The sequence below is a fragment of the Pseudoalteromonas luteoviolacea DSM 6061 genome, from assembly GCF_001625655.1.
Taxonomy (GTDB): Bacteria; Pseudomonadota; Gammaproteobacteria; order Enterobacterales; family Alteromonadaceae; genus Pseudoalteromonas; species Pseudoalteromonas luteoviolacea.
Genome location: NZ_AUYB01000094.1, coordinates 40,299 through 58,631 on the forward strand (window position 1 = coordinate 40,299; position 18,333 = coordinate 58,631).

An 18,333-nucleotide genomic window follows, 5' to 3' on the forward strand; every position below is an offset into this window, starting at 1 on the left:
CTTTATTGTTACTTCACCCGAGGAACTGGTGATGCGTGACGTCTTTATTGAGATGCCAGACATGTGCCAAGGCAGAGTGATGTTGAAATACGAAGGCTTCAATGCAGCAGGCTCGATTAAAATGAAATCGGCATTGAGCATCATCGACCAGATGGAAGCAAGCGGAGAGTTGAAACCCGGATGCGAGATCATTGAGTCGTCTTCTGGCAACTTGGGCGTAGCGCTGAGCATTATCTGTGCTGCCAGAGGTTACAAATTCACCTGTGTTACCGACCCAGCGTCAACAGAAAATGCTCGTTATGCCATTCGGGCAACCGGCGCGAATTTGATCATCGTCGAAGAAAGAGACGAAAACGGCGGCTACTTGATGACCCGCCTTAAAACCATAGCGGAGATGTGTGAACAGAATCCGAACCTGATTTGGACTAACCAGTATGCCAATCAGGCCAACTGTTTTGCACATTACAGTGCTACAGGCCCTGAGATCCTTGAAGCCTTTCCTGAAGTGGACTGGTTGTTTATTGGTGCTGGTACTACAGGTACTTTGATGGGTTGTACACGCTTTTTCAAAGAGCACTCACCAAATACCAAAATTGTTGCTGTAGACACCGAGGGTTCTATTACCTTCGGTGGTGACACCGGGAAGCGTTACATTCCAGGCCTAGGAACCAGCCGAGTACCGCCAATTTGCGATCACGATGAAGTCGAGCAGGTGCAGATGATTGCAGAGATCATGACTGTCAAAGAATGTCGGTATTGGGCGAGCAAGGGCTATATGTTTGGCGGCTCTACCGGTACCGTTTTGGCGGCGATACGAGAATATGCCGACCAAATCGGTGCTGATGACACTGTAGTGTGCATTTCACCGGACGGTGGCGAGAAATACTTAAATACTATTTATAACCCAAATTGGGTTGAAAAGAATTTGACCAATTTAACAAGAACACCGCAGAGGAAGTTTAACAGATGAAATTTGAAGTTATTGGCGGCCAAACTATTGCCGAGATCATTGCATCAAAACACGACGAAGTGATCGAGCACATCGGGCAGGCCTATCTGGCCTTTCTTCATGGTAACGCGCATAATCCCGACAGCTACTTTTTACGTTTTGACAAAAAGCCGGATGCGCGCATTATTGCATTGCCGGCTCATATAGATGATGAAGTTAAACTAAGTGGTATTAAGTGGATCTCTAGTTTCCCATCTAATTTGCAACGTGCTATCCCTCGAGCTTCAGCCGTATTGATCTTGAATGATTATGAAACTGGGTATCCTTATGCTTGTCTTGAATCCAGCATCATAAGTGCCGCGAGAACCTCTGCTTCAGCCGTTTTGGCGGCCTATCACTTAAATGATAAAAACAAAGTGATTGATAGCTTGGGTATTGTCGGTACTGGCTTGATTGCCCGTTATATTCTCAACTTCTTTGTCGGCAATGGCTGGCAGATCAACCATATTAATCTGTTTGATTTGAATGAAGAATATATTGAAAGCTTCAAAAAGCGTATTTTAGCCGATTACCCACAGTTCACAGACTCCGATGTGAGTACGAAGAGCTCTACCTCAGAATTGATCAATGGCTCAGGGATGGTAGTTTTTGCTACTACCGCCGGCGAGCCGCACGTAACTGATATCGCTTGTTTCTCTCACAACCCTATCGTGTTGCATATATCTCTGCGCGATTTAGCTCCCGAAATCATCTTAGAAAGCCATAATGTGGTGGATGATGTTGACCATTGTCTCAAAGCACAAACTTCATTGCATTTGACTGAGCAAAGGCAAGGCAATCGCGATTTCGTATACAGCTCATTAGCGGAAATCCTCGATGGCAAGCCAGTACCGGAACGTAACCAACCGATTATCTTCTCGCCATTCGGCATGGGAATTTTAGATTTGGCCGTGGGTAATTTCGTTTATCAGACCGCGACAGAGTCTGGTGATACCCTCGAAGCTCCTAATTTCTTTCATGATATGACGAGAGTTTAACAAAATGGACTTTTTCTCTCTTACCCATGCGCAAAAACGGGTATGTTATACAGAAAAACTGCACCCAGGCACGCCGATGAACAATCTCGGCGGTGCCGCCATTTATCGGGGGGAAAAGGACTTACCTGCCCTGAATATGGCAGTAAATCGACTGTTGGCCAACAACTCAGTTTTTCGTTTGCGCTATCAATGGGTTGATATGGAGCATAAGCAGTATGTTGCAGGTTATTCCGAGCAAACGTTTGATGTCGTAGACCTCAGCAATAGTGATGATCCACAGCATGCTTTAAATTGCTGGATGGATAATTTTGCCTCTTTGCCACTGGACTTTGATCAGGGCCCTTTGTATGACATCAAGCTGATAAAGTTGCCCGATGGGATTGGGTTCTATATCAAATTGCATCACTTTATTGCTGACGGTTGGACATTTTTAAAGATTAGCGAGAAAATAGCTGATGGCTACTTGCGTTTAAGCCGAATGCCTACTGGCATGCCAAGTGATGATAGCCCAGAGTTAAAACTCGGTGAAGATTATCGGTTAGCGGTGACACAAGAGGCCGAATATTTGCTTTCAGATCGCTTTGCTAAAGACCAATCCTACTGGCATAAAAAATATGCCACACTGCCGAATTTGAGCGGTTACTCACGGCCGTACAAAAATAAAGATGCTACACGTGGTTCGCGTTTGTCTCGGCCGTTCACAGTTGAATTAAGTCGTCGGCTCGAACTGCGTGCCGAACAACTTGGTTGCTCCGTTAACACTTTGGTTGTGGCTACTTCCACTTTGATGATGAACAAACGGCTTGGATTGTCCGATATTACCGTCGGCGTGCCAGTATTCAACCGCACATCTCGGACGACTAGGGCCATGGCTGGTATGTTTACAAGCACTATGGCATCTCGATTTGAAGTGGACAATCAACAGACCACCGATATTTTTATAGGTTATGTCGAAAAGCAGTTGCGGCAAGACTTACGCCATCAAAAGTATCCTTATGACCAACTGGTTCAGGATTTGGGGCTGGCGCAACACCAGCAAGACGGTTTATTTGGACTGTCTGTCAATTGTTACAATACCCGTAATCTGGAATCCATTTCCGATATTATTATTGAGAATGACGAACGCTACAGCGGTCATCAAGCTTATGATTTACAATTTATAGTAAAGCCACAAGCAGGGTCGAGTGTGTACCAGTTGGATGTCGACCATAAACTGTGTTGCTATAGCGATACGCAAGTAAGTCAGATGGCCGACCAGTTCTTTGCTGTTCTTGAGCAGTTGCTTGTTAGTGAAGTTGATGGCCGAAAGACATTGTCAGAGGTGACTTTGCTATCACCCGATCTACGTGATTACGTGATCAATGGATTTAATCAACGACAGCAAGATTACCCAGCAAATAAAAGCATCATTGATTTAGTTAGTGCGCAATGTAACGCAACGCCTGACAGAATTGCCTTGCAGGCACCTTCAAGCCAGTATAGCTATGATGAGCTTGAACAAGCAATATTGAAAATGGCTGGGTTGCTGCAGTCTAAAGGTATTGAAAAAGGTGATGTGGTGGCTATCATCGCACCGCCGAGCTCTGAGTTAGTGATATCTATTTTGGCAGTACTTAAGTGCGGTGCTGTCTATTGCCCCATTGATATCGCTACGCCAAATGGACGAATCGACTACATGCTCAACCACGCTGAGGCTAAATTAGTACTGGATATGAGTGACCAGGATTTGGCTACAGCTGTAGAAACTTTACCACTTGCTCTGACTATTGCACGGCAAGTCAAAGAACCTATATTTCAGCAGCAACAGTGGCCATCAGTAGCAGGTCAAGACCCGGCTTATATAATTTTTACCTCTGGTTCCACTGGCCACCCCAAAGGGGTTTTAGTACACCATCAAGGAGTTGTGAACTATATCAGTTGGGCTTCGAAGACTTACCTTTTGGGTGAGCAAGATGCTATGGCGTTTTACTCGTCACCGGCATTTGATTTGACCGTTACTTCAATTTTCAGTCCACTGATATGTGGTGCCAAAGTCGTGGTTTATGGTGCGGTTGAAAATGGGTTCGTGTTGTTCGATATTCTCAAAGACAATCAATGTACCGTACTTAAACTAACCCCAGCCCACTTGAATTTGATTAAGACCATGACGTTGCAAGATTCAAAGATACATAGTCTTATTCTTGGGGGAGAAGCGTTGAATCGTCAGTTAGCAGCTCAAGTCTGTTCAGCGTTTGGTGATGGACTACGTCTCTTTAACGAATATGGCCCTACTGAAACGGTTGTAGGCAGTATGACGTACTTGTTTGACCCGCAACATGATGCGGACAATGAAGCCAATACCATAGTAGATGTAGCGATTGGAGTACCGATTGCTAATACCGCCATCTATATTCTGGATGACGACTTGCAGCCGACGGCTCCAGGCCAGCAAGGTGAGTTATACATTGCTGGAGATGGCGTGACCTTAGGTTACTTAAATTCACCAGAGTTGTCGGAAAAAGCTTTCTTACCAAACCCCTTTGCTGTAGGGGAACGCATGTACAGAACGGGCGATCAAGCATTCTTTGACGGTTCAGTAATTCATTATCTTGGCCGCAATGACTCCCAAATCAAGGTCAATGGCTATCGCATAGAATGCGGCGAAATCGAGGCTCAATTGCGTCGACACGATCAGGTAGATGATGCCAAGGTGGTGTTGAAACAGATAAACGCGCACTCAACACAGCTATGTGCCTATGTTACGGGGGGAGGAGATGAATGTTTTGATGGGGAAACTTATTTGGCTGCATTTTTTCCAAAGTATATGATCCCCAGTCACTTTGTTCGATTGACGGCTTTGCCGTTGACCCATAATGGTAAGGTCGATATTAAAGCCTTACTGGATGTGGAGCTAGAGCAAGCAGCAATTGAAGAAGCGCCAGCTGTGGTAGACGCTGTGGTGGCGAGCAAAGCAGCTCAGGCATTGCTTGACGCTGCGGCAAAAGTATTGCAACTGCCGGGGATCAGTCTGGAACAGCACTTTATTCATCTTGGTGGTGATTCCATCAAAGCCATTCAATTGTCTACTTTATTGCAGGAGAGGGGTTTTGGTTTGAATGTACAAACCATTATGACCCAGGGGAGATTCAGCGAAATACTGAATGAAGTCGAGTTATTGTCGGTATCCGGCCATGTCAACCAGCAACCAGCGCAAGGCGAGATAGTGGCTAGTCCAATCATGCATTGGTACATGAACCAAGAGCAGCCACAAGCTAGTCACTATAACCAGTGCTTGACTTTGCGTCTGAAGAGCTACTTCAGCAAGGAGCATGTAGAAGAAGCCTTGAATTTTATGATCAATTATCATGATATGTTCAGGTTAAACTATTCATCTGAAGAAAGTACTTATGAATATAACGCCGCGCTTGTTGGAAAGACTCTCAGTCTGACGGAGTTTAATCCTAGCCTCGATTTTAGAGCCGATTCCGAATCACTCAGGCGGTTGACTTCATCATTAAGCAAGCAAATTGATTTACAGAATGGTTGGTTGCTGGCTGCTGGTTGGTATTGTGATAGCGATGCCAATTATCTAATTCTTTGTGCACATCATTTTGCAGTAGACGGTATTTCGTGGCGTATTCTGGTCGAGCAACTCTGTGAATTACTGCATCAACTACAGGCTGGTCAAGCATGTGCTTTGGCACCTAAAACGTGTTCTTATGCTGATTGGTCAGCACAGCTGAGCCGCAGCGGCTCGTTTCATGAAGAGGTGGGCTTTTGGCAGGCTCAGCTGGATCAAGAGCAGACTCTGGTTACTCAAATCTCTGATGGAACCGACACTGATCATTTGGTTCAGTGGCAAAAAAAGCTGCATGTAACATTGGATAGGCACACGACTAATTCGTTGCTTTCAAGCGCCAATAAGAGCTTCTCGACAACGCCACAAGAGCTACTATTAGCTGCGCTATCCCAAGCCTTAGCTGAAGTTGACGTTAGTCAAAGCACAAATCAGGTAATCGACCTAGAAACTCATGGACGACAGGGATTTGAAACCGAGTTGGCGGGCACCATAGGTTGGTTTACTGCCATTTATCCTTTGTCGCTGCCCATGCAATCTTGTGATTTGGCCAGCCGAGTAAAGCTCGTGAAAGAATCTTGCAGGCAAATTCCTAATGATGGCATCGGTTTTGGCGTATTGCATCATTTGGAGGGGCTGTTGACCGGAGGAGTGCAAAGACGCATTCGGTTTAATTATTTGGGTGACTTTGACCAAATGCTGACCAATGAGCAATTGTCGATTGTTGACTTTCACTTGAGTCAGCATCCAAAACAACGATTGTCGAGCTTGATGGACTTTGCATTAGTTATAAAAGATCAACAATTGGTGATTGAGTTGTCTTTCTCTGAGAGGGTGCAAAATACAGAGAATATGAGTGACTTACTTACCCGTTATCAGCAATGTATTACTGATTTGGCGAAGTTTTGTGATGAACAAACGAGCGTTGAATTTACACCATCGGATTTTAGTACCGCTGATTTGGATTATGATGATCTTGAAGCGTTATTTGAGTAAAGCCCAGCCCGATAAAAGTATTTCGTGCAGTGTTATTAGGAAGTGACATGTTAAAAATAAATAAAATGAAGTTGGTTATCCCAGCACTAATGATGATAGTCGCAATGGCATGGTTATCTTTAAGACCACCTCCTCAGATTGTGAGTGAGGTGAGCATAGAGCACCCCAAGGCCACGCAGATTAACCAGTTCCTTCAAGCACAAATGCGAGAAGGTAATATTCCAGGCATGAGTGTAGTGGTGATAGAAAATGGTTTGACAAGCCATAAAGTGGGTTTGGGTATGGCGGATATCGCGAGTCAAACTAAAGTAAATGCCAATACCCAATTTGAATTGGCGTCTAACACTAAAGCTTTTACCGGCTTGGCTTTACATACTCTTGAACAACAAGGTTTATTGAGTTTAAGCGATAAAGTAAGAGATCACCTGCCAGCATTTAATATGCAATATGAAGGAGAGGACTCACCAGTCACCTTGCAGCAGGTTTTGCATCACACTAGTGGAATTCCGTTTGATTCTATAACTTTGTTTAGTGAAGCTACCGATAGCTTAGCACTGTCTCGAGATGTAGCTAAGCTCAATGATGTGGCACTGGTACATCCGCCTGGGAGCGTGTTTTTATACGCCACCATCAACTATGACGTACTGGGTGCGATCATAGCCAAAGTGAGTGGTTTGAGTTATGAAGATTATGTAACTCAAGCAGTACTACAACCTTTGGGTTTAAACCAAACCAGTTTTGTCAAAGCCGAAAATCATGCTACCGGTTATAAACACCATTTTGGTGGTTTGGAAGCGTACGATGCGCCTATATATCGAGGTAATGCACCGGCGGCTTATTTGTCTTCTAACATCAATGATGTTGAGCGTTGGTTGAAAATACAGCTGGGACTTATCGATAGCGGTAGCTTGGATAAATCACTATTCGAGAAAGCGTTAAGGCCGGATCGTTCTATTAAACCATGGTTCAATGGTGGTTCTTATGCATCAGGCTGGTGGTCTATTCAGCAAGGTTCTGGTGAAATAAGCCACAGCGGCAACAACCCCAACTTCTCGACCTTTATGATGTTCTTCCCTCAAGAGCAAAAGGCGGTTGCGGTGTTAGCCAACATTAATAGCGACCGCATCGAACAGTTGGCACGAGGTATCAACAACATATTGCTTGACCAGCCAATTCCGTATATTGAAGGCGACATGTATGCCAGTGTAGATAAAGTAGCTTTAGGCTTGATAGCGTTTATGCTTCCATTTACCTTGGTTAACTTAGGTTTTTTGGTCTATTCGATAGTTGAAACAAGACAGGGTAGCCGAAAATTTGAAGGCACAGTGGTCTCAGTTGTTATCAAAATTCTTGTGGCAGCTTTGTTTTTGGTCGGCTTGGCTGTGTGTGTTAACAGCCTGCCGAAGGTGTTCTTCGGCGGAGTCAACTGGAATGTAGTTAATACTTGGGCACCGAATACGTTGATATTGGGGATTGCTGCTGTCTTTATCGGCGTCAGTTCATTCTCAGCCTACACCATCTACACCATGGTTTATCAAAAACCGAACGATAAACAGATCTTCGTCATCTCAGCTTTGGGCGCCTTGAGTGGTTTGGGTAATACGTTCTGTATTTTCACTATCAACATGGCGTTGCAATCGCCCGATCCACTAGGTAATGGTCTCTATATTATCTTTTTGTTTGGTATGGTCTTATATGTATTAGGACAAAAAGTGGTGCGGACTAAAGTATTGTCATTGACCAATCAAACTATTTTTAATATGCGTATGGGTTTGGTCAGACGTATTCTTAGCTCGCCCTACCATCAAATCGAAAAAGTCGAGCGTGAGAATATTCAAACTGTGCTTAACAATGACGCGGAACTTATTAGCCAATTCCCACACTATCTGATCATGATGATCACATCGGCAACTACTTTGTTGTTCTGCTTTATCTATTTGGGCTCAGTGAGTATATGGGGGCTGTTGTTGGCTTTGCTTGTAGTGACCTTTGCTACCATGTTGTTTTTCACCGCAGGTGCTCGAGCCAATGCCCATTTGGAAAACGCTCGTACGGTTCAGGAGTACTTCTTTGCCTATATCAATGACTTGACTGCAGGCTTGAAAGAACTCAACCTCAATAATAAGAAAAAAGCTCATTTCCATGAGGACATGAAAGACAGCTGTCAGGAATATTGCGATAGTAATGTTAATGCTGGTGTTAAGTATATCAATGTACTGGTCATGGGGGAGCTACTCTTTACCATCGTCATTGGTTTTGTGGCATTTATATACCCAGCTATATTCAAAAACTTGAGTACTGCAGATCTGACTACATTTGTGCTGGTGTTTTTGTATATGACTGGGCCAGTCAATGGCGTATTAAACAATATTCCACACCTAATGAAAATCAAGGTAGCTTGGAAACGTGTCTGCAATCTTACTGATAGATTGGATGAAATGGCACTCGAGAGCATTACCTCTTCAAACAATAGCGTCGTGAAAGTTAACAAGGATGTGACGATTGAACTTAAAGATGTGACTTATGAATATTATCGCCAAAATGAAAGTCAAGGCAAATCTGAAGAAGGAGGGCCAGCCACACCGAGCTTTATTGTCGGTCCGGTTAGTTGTTACTTCAACTCAGGAGAGATCACCTTTATCACTGGTGGTAACGGTAGTGGTAAATCGACATTGGCCAAGCTTATTACCGGGTTATATGTGCCGAGCAATGGCCAAATCAACGTAAACGATTGCGTCATTAACAGTGACGAACTTAATCAGCTCTACACCGCGATATTCTGGGATTATCACTTATTCAATAAGCTTTATGGGGTTAACGCGGAGGACAAACAATCGCAAATTGATGAACACTTGGATACTTTGCGTTTGTCCAAGATCGTCAACATAGAGCAAGGGAAAATCGCGTCGACCGACCTTTCTACCGGGCAGCGCAAGAGATTGGCTCTGTTGGTCAGTCACCTTGATGAGCGTCCAATCTATCTGTTTGATGAATGGGCCGCAGACCAAGATCCAGAGTACCGAAAGGTATTTTACCAAGTCATCTTACCGGAGCTAAAACGTCAGAACAAATGCGTCATCGTCATTTCCCATGATGACCACTACTTTAATGTGGCTGACAAAATCATCAAGATGGAAATGGGAAAGCCAACTATTTCTAAAGGTGAGTCGGCTCATTCAATTAGTAAGGAACCCATTTCGCTTAGCTCGGAACCCGTGGGGGTCTAACACCTAAAACCCAAAAAAATAATATCTACAACAGGTTAAAACCGGAAGAATCCGGAGAGAAATAGGAAATATCATGGAACTTCGTACAGAGGAAATTAATCTTTGGCCAACTCGCATAATTACTGTTGAGGCTGATCAAGATATCACTAAAGGACTGGCCAAAATCATAATGAACAAGGAAAAAGAAATTCTTAAAGGTCAGGCTATTGAGGTCGCGGGTAACTCAAAAGGAATCACTGCTCACTGGTTGGAGTACAACGTGTTGAACTGGGATTATCCAGAATGCCGTGAACTAAGGCGACGAGTTTTGAAAGGTTTTAAAGAATATTGTAAATCAGTTGGTGAAGATTATCGCTCACCGGAATTTCGCATCAGTGGTATTTCTTGCTGGGCCAACATTCTCAGAAATGGTGAAGGTCTGTTAATACACCACCATGACCCGGCTTGGATCAGTGCTCATTTTCAGGTGCAGTGTAATCAAAACCCCGACAAACCAGAAGGTTCAGGTGAAACCGTATATTACCGTCCCGGTTTTATCGACCGCTCACACGGCGATCGTCAAGCAGGTTCTGTGAGCTTGTGGGATGAAGATTGGAAAATCAACAAAGATCCCAAACCGGGCCGTTTGGCATTTTTCCCTAGTTACCTGCGCCATGAAGTTAGACCTTACATCGGCGAAATCGCAAGAATTTCCATTGCACTGGATGTATATGTTGCCAAACAAAAGGCTTTAATCAACTTCGCAGCGGAGCGTTGGTGGGTTCCCGATATGGAAGAGCTTGAAAAGGCCTAAAGATATTAAAACCTTTTAGCGGGTGTGGGGGCTCTGTTCCCATGCTCTTTTTCAACTGTACACATATATATTTGTGTTTTGAGTCTAGAGTTGAGAACAATAACTGTATCGTAGGTAAAATAACAATGAAAAAACAACATAAGACACTACTCAATAAAGCAATACTGAGTGCTGCTTTGTCCATGGTTGTCGGTACTGCCAGCAGTCAGGCTTTGGCTCAACAATTGGTTAGAGTAAATGAAGTCTACCAACAAAATAGTACAGTAAATTATCGTGTTACTGGGAATTTACGGGCATCAGCCAGTTCAACCTTATCAGCCAGCGATTCTGCTAAAGTCGCGGAAATTTTGGTTACAGAAGGGGACTTTGTCGAAAAAGGCCAAGTTATGGCTAAACTTGACAGCCGCCGTTTTCAAGCAAATGTTGCCAAGCAGCAATCTCGTGTAGCCCAACTCAAAGCGATTGCCGAACAACGAAAATTTGAAATGAACAACTGGCAAGCCGATTTCGATGCTTTCAATGTATCACAAAAACAACAAGCTGTGTCGGCGCAAAAGCTCAGAACTACCAGAGCAGAACTTAACCGTGCCCAAGCTGCTTATCAAGCGGCTATTCATGAATACAAAGCCGGTCGAAGTGAACTGGATTTGTTACAGATAAAACTACAAGACAGCACAATACGAGCACCTTATGATGCAATCGTAATTGAAAAAGTAGCCGATGTTGGCGAGTGGGTGGTGCCGGGTCAAGCACTGATTAAAGTTGATGCCAAAAACCAGCTACAGGCTTGGCTGGAAGTACCTGAGCGTTTTGCATCTGCAGTGTCCAATAATACGACACAAAATATAACGCTTGTGGTCAATGACCACAGTTTGTTCAGCTCTAAAGTAAAACCAGTTTTTCAAATCGATAAGCGTTCCGGTTCTTTTTATATGGTTGCAGAACTTGCCGACACTCCAAATGACTTGATGCCTGGTATGACATTGACTGGGTGGTTGCCCTTAGGTGATAAAAAAGCTCATCTGTATGTGCATAAAAATGCCATTATTCGTAACCATAACGGTATTCTAATTTATAAAGTGGTGGACTCAGTTGCTGATGATAAAGATGTTACCAAGACTGCTGAGGCTGTTGCTATTAAGGAACTGTTCTTTAAGGGCAGCTATGTTGCTATTGAGGCCCAAGGTCAGCTAAAGCCAGGTGATAAAGTGGTTATTGAAGGTAACCAGCGTCTACTGCCTGTCAAGCCTGTGACGGTTATTGAATCCTTGTCGCTGCGACACAACGATTCACTGCTATAAAGCGAACAGGGAAGTTTAAGTATCATGCGAGTTATTGAAAGTGCAATAAAATACCCCATCACAGTTGCCGTTGGTGTAATTATTTCATTGATGTCCGGATTGCTGGTTTTCTCTCAGGTGCCAGTGCAAATGACGCCTTCGGTGGATTCTGTTTATGTAACTGTAAATACTTTTTGGGAAAACGCATCTCCTAAACAGGTTGAGTCCGATATTATCTCGGAACAGGAACAAGTGTTAGGCAATTTAAGTGGTTTGGAGACGATGACCAGTACCAGCATGTCTAATCGTGGAACTATCAGTCTTGAGTTTAAATCTGGCATCGATATTAATATCGCGATGCAAAAAGTATTGCAGAAGCTCGACGAAGTCCCACAGTACCCTGAAGGGGTTTTACAGCCAGTAGTGTCTCCTGTGGACCCGACCAAGGTGGTGACCGTTGCGTGGGCAGCTTTAGCTTCAAGTGATCCACAATTTGATTCGACGACATTGTACAGCTTTATGGAACGGCGCTTATTGCCAAGGTTAGAGCGTATCGAAGGGGTCTCTAAAGTTAGCGCCATAGGTGCTAGAGACACTGAATTGAGCATCTGGGTTAATCCCCAAGCCATGGCCAATCTTGGACTCAGTTTCGATCAGCTGTTGGCTGCATTGAAACTCAACAATCAATCCTTCTCTGGCGGTTTATTACCGGATGGCAAAAGTGATGTTTTGGTGCAAACTACTGGTCGTTACCAGGACATCGAAAGTGTGGAAAACTTGGTGGTCAAGCGCACCGATAGCGGCATAGTCCGGGTGCGTGACTTTGCCAAAGTTCAGATTACTTTTAAAGAAGCAAATGATTGGGTTCGGGTGCGTGGCAAGAAAATGCCTATGTTTGGTATGGAACTGCAACAAGGTGCTAATTTGTTGCAAACCATGGAAGAGATTAAAGCCGAATTGAGAGAGTTAAATAGTACAGACGGATTGCTAGCCAGAAAAGCGAAAGAGTTGGGTATTAACGGCAAATTAGAATTGGTGCAAACTTATGATACCTCATTGTACGTACAAAATGCGGTTTCTTTGGTAAAAAGCAATATTATCATAGGTGGAATATTAGCAGTCATGACGTTGTTGTTGTTTATGCGCAGTTTAAGTGCTATTGGCGTTATTGCTATCGCTATTCCAGTATCGGTAGTAGCCTCAATCGTGGTACTAGTATCGTTTGGACGCTCTATCAATATCGTTTCACTGTCTGGTATGGCTTTTGCCGTAGGCATGGTAATTGATAATGCCATCGTGGTTTTAGAAAATATTTATCGCCATATTGAAATGGGGGATCATCCGAGTGAGGCCGCTGCCAAGGGAACCAAACAGATCTCACCAGCGATTTTCGCTTCTACGTTGACGACCATCGCGGTATTTATTCCTATTCTCTTCATACAAGACAGCGCAGGCCAATTATTCAAAGACATCGCTTTGGCCATAATGGCTGCCGTCGGTGTGAGTTTTATCGTGTCCGTCATCGTGATACCTGCGGCAGCAACGCGCATGCTAGGCAACAAGCAGGCGCCTAGTAAAATGGAATCCTTTACTAAGGTTGAGCGAGTAATCACCGCACTGCCTTTGCAAGCCGCTGCATTAGTTAAGCGTTTATTAGTCAGTTGGAAAACCTGCGTTTGTGTGATGGGATTCTTTTTCGTGGTGACGTGCACGGGCATTAAACTGCTGATACCGCCCATGGATTACCTGCCGTCTGGTAACTTTAATGCGGCACTGGGCATTATGATCCCACCACCGAACTATAACAGTGAGAAATTGACAGAGATTGCCGAGCGTATTGATGACAAACTCAGGCCATCATGGATGGCTGGGGGAGCAAAGTTTGCCCGAGAAGCCGAGTTTAATAACGGCGAAAATAAAGTAGAACCTGTAAATATGCAAATTAATGGTAAAACTGTGGAAGCCCCTGCGATAGCACAATATTTTCTAGTTTCGTGGAATGGCCAATTGATTCAATTTGCCATGCCCGAAGAAGACGATAGAACGGTGGACCTAGTGCAATTGATGCAAGGCTCTGTGGCCTCAGCTCAGGTACCAGACGTGATGAATTTTGCGTTTCAACTACCACTATTCAATACTGCAGGAAATACCGGTTCAGCCATCAGCATTAATATACTCGGTGATGATTTGGATCTCGTTAATGCCAATGCTACTGCGTTAATGCAAGTGTTGCGTGAAAAGTATGGCCCTTATAGTGTAGTGCCTGAACCTGCTAACTTCTCATCTCCTGGCTTGGGTTTGAAATTGACCCCTAACGAAGAACGACTGAGTGCTTTTGGTTTAACTAATAAAGACTTAGGTTTAGCTATTGCGGCTAATGGTGATGGTGTACTGATACAGCGTAGCTTTGAGGTCGGGGGTGAACTTAAAGATATCAAAATACTGACGGAGCAAGCTGTGGATGACAATCCGATGGATGCCCTGTTGCAAGCGCCGTTGACTACGCCTAGTGGCCGAGTGATTGATATTCTCAATGTTGCCAAGGTTGAACGCACCTATAGTGCTGCTAAAATTAGGCATGTTGATCGCTTAAGAGCGGTTACTTTGCAATTTACCCCACCTAAAGGGGTACCTGTGGATGCAGCCATAGCTGAGATTAACTCTATGATTAAATCTCTTAGGGATACCGCGGGTCTTGATGACTCAATTGATCTCAGTTTGTCCGGTTCAGCTGGAAAGCTAAACGACATCAAAAGGGAGTTGGTGGGTGATGGTAGTTTCTGGGGATTAATAACGAGCTCACTGTTTTTAGCCTTATTATTCGTCTTCTTAATGTTGGTTGTGTTGTTTCAGCATTGGTTATACCCCTTGGTTATTATGTTGACTGTACCCTTATCGACGCTTGGTGGGTTTATAGGCTTATCTATTGTGCATAATCTCAGTGTCGCCAATCGTTACCAACCGATTCAAAATATGGACGTTTTAACGATTTTGGGCTTTGTGATTTTGGCTGGAGTAGTAGTCAACAATGCGATCTTGATTGTACACCAAGCTTTGAACTTTCTAGCGGACAAAAAGCAGCAGCTTAACCCCAACCAGGCAATTATCGAATCAGTTAAAACCCGAGTACGACCTATATTGATGAGCACCTTGACCTCGGTCGGCGGAATGTTTCCATTGGTATTGATGCCCGGGGCAGGCTCTGAGTTATACCGAGGTGTAGGCGCCGTGGTAGTAGGTGGTCTGATTTTATCGACGGTGTTTACCTTATTCTTGGTACCTGTTGTATTGAGCTGCATTTTCACTTTAAGTGAAAAGCTGGCTTTACTAAGACCTGAATCGACCAATCAAACGAATCCCGACAGTTAGGTTTAGCGACTATTATCGCACTGAATTTGTGGAAGTAACCGCACAGGGGTTTAAACATCCTGAATTCCTGTTCGATTGTTGTATAAAATGGAGCAAAATATAACATGAAGTATACCATCTTACCTTTTGGCAATTACGCCGATTCGATATCACAGCAGCCTCCGCCTCCGGCGAGTTATTATGTCTATCGTATTTGCGATGGTGTAAAAATATCGACTGGGTTAATGGCTGCGGTGATGTTGGGAGAAGGTTGCATTAAAACCCATGAGAAAATCTTTCAGGAAAAAGCCCAGCGTTATACCGATATGTTGTTGGATAACCCGATCCAACATAGTCCTGTAATGTTGTTCTACCCACAACAGCAAAACATTTGTACGATCTTGCACCAAGAAACCGTGCGCCCGGCAGACGATATCAAACAGATTGATGGTATTGAACATCAAATTTGGCAGATTCGTTGTAGCGACACCGTGGCTACTATGTCGGAATTGCTAAAAAAAATTGATGATTTGTATGTTGCGGATGGTCACCATCGTCTAGTGGCCACTGGTAATTTGTTGGAGTCTGAACGAAGCGAGCCGATCAGCCTTCTGGCAGCGCTGTTCCCGCATACTGAAATCGATATATTGCCTTATAATCGCGGTTGTAGGGACCTAAACGGCTTTACCTCTTCCGGTTTTTTACGGTGTCTACAAGAGTATTTTGATGTATCACCCTCTGGCTGCGAAGTTAGGCCAAAGAGGAGTACTGAATTCGCCATGTTTATCTCGGATAATTGGTATCACCTGCAGCTCAAAGCCTCTCACCCAGACTTTGGTATCTTAGCGGAGCTTGCCGGAGTGGATATCCTCGAAGCGATTATTTTCAACAAGATATTGGCGGTTGAAGATATTGAAAACGATCAGCGTGTAGTCTTTATCGAAGGCAATAAAACTGGTGATATATTCAAGAGCTACATGAATAGTAATCAGGTTGCAGTAGGCTTTGTATTTAAACCAGTGAACGTTGAATTGATAATGCATATTGCGGATAAAGGTGAACGTTTATCACCTCATTCGACCTGGTTTATCCCAAGACTAACCAACGGTATGGTGTATCATCATGTAGGAATAAGGCAGCAAACATCTTCTACCCAGACAACCACTGTATAATGATTATAAAGAATGTCATGGTGTAACAAGGAGAGGGGGTACTATGCGGTGGTGGCTGTTTTACTAATCTGAATAATCTATTTTTACTACAAGATATAAAGGGGTATCTAACTTTTTGCATGTAAAAACAAGATTGTGCTAGGTTATTCTGAATTCAAATTTTTCAACTGTAAGTGAATTGTACTTTATAGTAAAAAATTAACGATTTGGATTTTTTGATAATTTAATATTGTTATATACACTGTGTAGAAGCGGCTTGTTGAATATGTCTTTCGAGATGTTTTTATAATTGGTACTGCTATTTCTTTATGGCACCTTTTATTGCAAGGAAATCATACTTCTCATTTAACCGTTACTAGAAAAGTTTTTCCTGTTTCTGTACTCTTTTCGTTAAAGCCATAGTCTATGAGCGCTTTGGCTTTTCAACAATCATTTATGATTTCATGACTAGCTATGTTGTAACTTACGCTTGCTTTCCTGCAAAAAGTCATCCGGATCAGTGGGGTTATTTGTAACTTATAGTTCACTACTTTTATTTGGCGACTTCAGACTTCTACTCGTAGGTTGTTAAATTGTAAGTTTATTTTAATTGTTTGGATGTTATTTTAATTAATTTTAGTTGATTAGGTTTTTTAAGGTAAATAATTCGATTTATAATGGTGTTGCCCTGGTTTTTAATATGGGTTTTGAGTTGTGTGAAGTGATTTTAATTTAAAAGGTAAAAATATTTTTAAAGCTTTGTTTTTGGGTGTTGATTTAAGTTTTGGGATGTTGTATTTTAATTTTGTAGTTGAAAGTTAAAAATTAAATTAAGGGAAAATACTATGGTTTTAGAGTTGAAAAAAAAGAAAGTAAAAAAGTTATCTCGTCTAGATAGTGCATTAACACCAAAATTAACAGATAAAATAGCAGGCGGAACCGCTTCTAACCCTTGGTATACGGCTGCATCTCTGTGCAGGCCGAATTGATATGTTCATATTCAAATAATGAGCTGATATTATGAAGTGATTTACGATTTTATAGGTATTTAATAAGTAAGCTCTGAATATGGTTTAATTACGGGTTAAAACGAGATTGTAACTAGTTTTGTGTAACTGCCTATCAACATTCACATCATTGAATTTAGGGTAGGCAGAATCAAATGAATAAGGCCTTCCTGAGACTAAAATTCTTGAGAAACTGGAAAAAATAGAAAAAGCAAATGGCAAAATAGCTTGGTTTCGTGCACGTTTAGTCTGGTTACTACTCAATAGTGTTAGTTAGTATCCTCTCTCTTTAGGCTACGCTAGTATCAATTTTCATTTAAATTCAGTTGTACACCAGATGCTCCCTGAACAAGGGTTAAAAAAGTACCTATTATAGGTAGGGGTTGGTCTTCTAACTCGTAATTCGTTGAGCATCATTTAGATGAATTGGCTGGTGAAATTGAATAGCCAATACATATATTGATACTTTTGAGTCATGCAGCCGTTTTTTCGTTCAGGCAAAGTGAGACCACAAACATTCGCAATTTTTGCTGATGTTTACTGTGTGCGATTCAGTGTCTAATCAATTTGAAATAAATTGCCTATTTCTAATTTAACTTACTTTGCTACTAAATCAACCTGCCTAATATTGAGCTAGTCACGTTCATTAGAAAAATTTGAGAAGAAAATATTGCAGTTTATAGCGTTAGAAAAGTTTAGAAGCAGGTGCAAAGCCTGCTCATCAAGCGAATGCAGTGTGATATGGCCTTGTTTCCTAAATAGTTGAACTTCTGACCTTTTGCGTGATCAGATCAAAAAACATAACGCAGCTCAAGCCACCATGACAAAGAAAATTAAGAACTGGTCTGCCTATAACCGAGCCTTGATACAGCGTGGAAATATTGCTATTTGGCTCAGCGACGACGCGATTCAACAATGGCAAACCGCAGAAAAACACGGTGGGCGTGGTCGTTCAAATAAATATACTGACTTTGCAATTGAAACTTGCC

9 protein-coding genes are annotated in these 18,333 nt (G+C 42.9%); all 9 read left to right on the forward strand.

Annotated elements, in window-relative coordinates; all coding sequences use genetic code 11:
* Window positions 1-31 precede the first annotated feature (31 nt).
* Entirely contained in the window at window positions 32-970 is a 939-nt protein-coding gene (gene sbnA / locus N475_RS07280) for a 2,3-diaminopropionate biosynthesis protein SbnA (protein ID WP_227008524.1), read from the forward strand.
* Complete coding sequence (sbnB, locus tag N475_RS07285; protein WP_063357129.1) at window positions 967-1,986, forward strand: 2,3-diaminopropionate biosynthesis protein SbnB; 1,020 nt, start codon at window positions 967-969, stop codon at window positions 1,984-1,986. The genes sbnA and sbnB overlap by 4 nt, the downstream gene beginning before the upstream one ends.
* Before the next feature lie 4 nt (window positions 1,987-1,990).
* A complete protein-coding gene (locus N475_RS07290; RefSeq protein ID WP_081215919.1) occupies window positions 1,991-6,538 on the forward strand; it encodes a non-ribosomal peptide synthetase in 4,548 nt (1,515 codons plus the stop codon).
* A 47-nt stretch (window positions 6,539-6,585) separates the two neighbouring features.
* The gene (locus tag N475_RS07295) at window positions 6,586-9,765 is read left to right on the forward strand and encodes a cyclic peptide export ABC transporter (RefSeq protein WP_081232393.1); all 3,180 of its coding nucleotides are present in this window, start codon (window positions 6,586-6,588) and stop codon (window positions 9,763-9,765) included.
* A gap of 73 nt (window positions 9,766-9,838) precedes the next feature.
* Entirely contained in the window at window positions 9,839-10,558 is a 720-nt protein-coding gene (locus tag N475_RS07300) for a putative 2OG-Fe(II) oxygenase (RefSeq protein ID WP_063364972.1), read from the forward strand.
* 125 nt (window positions 10,559-10,683) lie between these two features.
* On the forward strand, window positions 10,684-11,859 hold the full coding sequence (locus N475_RS07305; protein WP_063357132.1) for an efflux RND transporter periplasmic adaptor subunit: 1,176 nt from the start codon (window positions 10,684-10,686) through the stop codon (window positions 11,857-11,859).
* A gap of 24 nt (window positions 11,860-11,883) precedes the next feature.
* Entirely contained in the window at window positions 11,884-15,207 is a 3,324-nt protein-coding gene (locus N475_RS07310) for an efflux RND transporter permease subunit (RefSeq protein ID WP_063357133.1), read from the forward strand.
* 104 nt (window positions 15,208-15,311) lie between these two features.
* Window positions 15,312-16,358 carry a DUF1015 family protein gene (locus N475_RS07315; protein WP_063357134.1) on the forward strand — a complete coding sequence of 349 codons (1,047 nt, stop codon included), beginning with the start codon at window positions 15,312-15,314 and terminating at the stop codon, window positions 16,356-16,358.
* A gap of 1,806 nt (window positions 16,359-18,164) precedes the next feature.
* The coding region (locus N475_RS26270; RefSeq protein WP_211270608.1) for a transposase at window positions 18,165-18,333 on the forward strand (169 nt) is incomplete at its 3' end.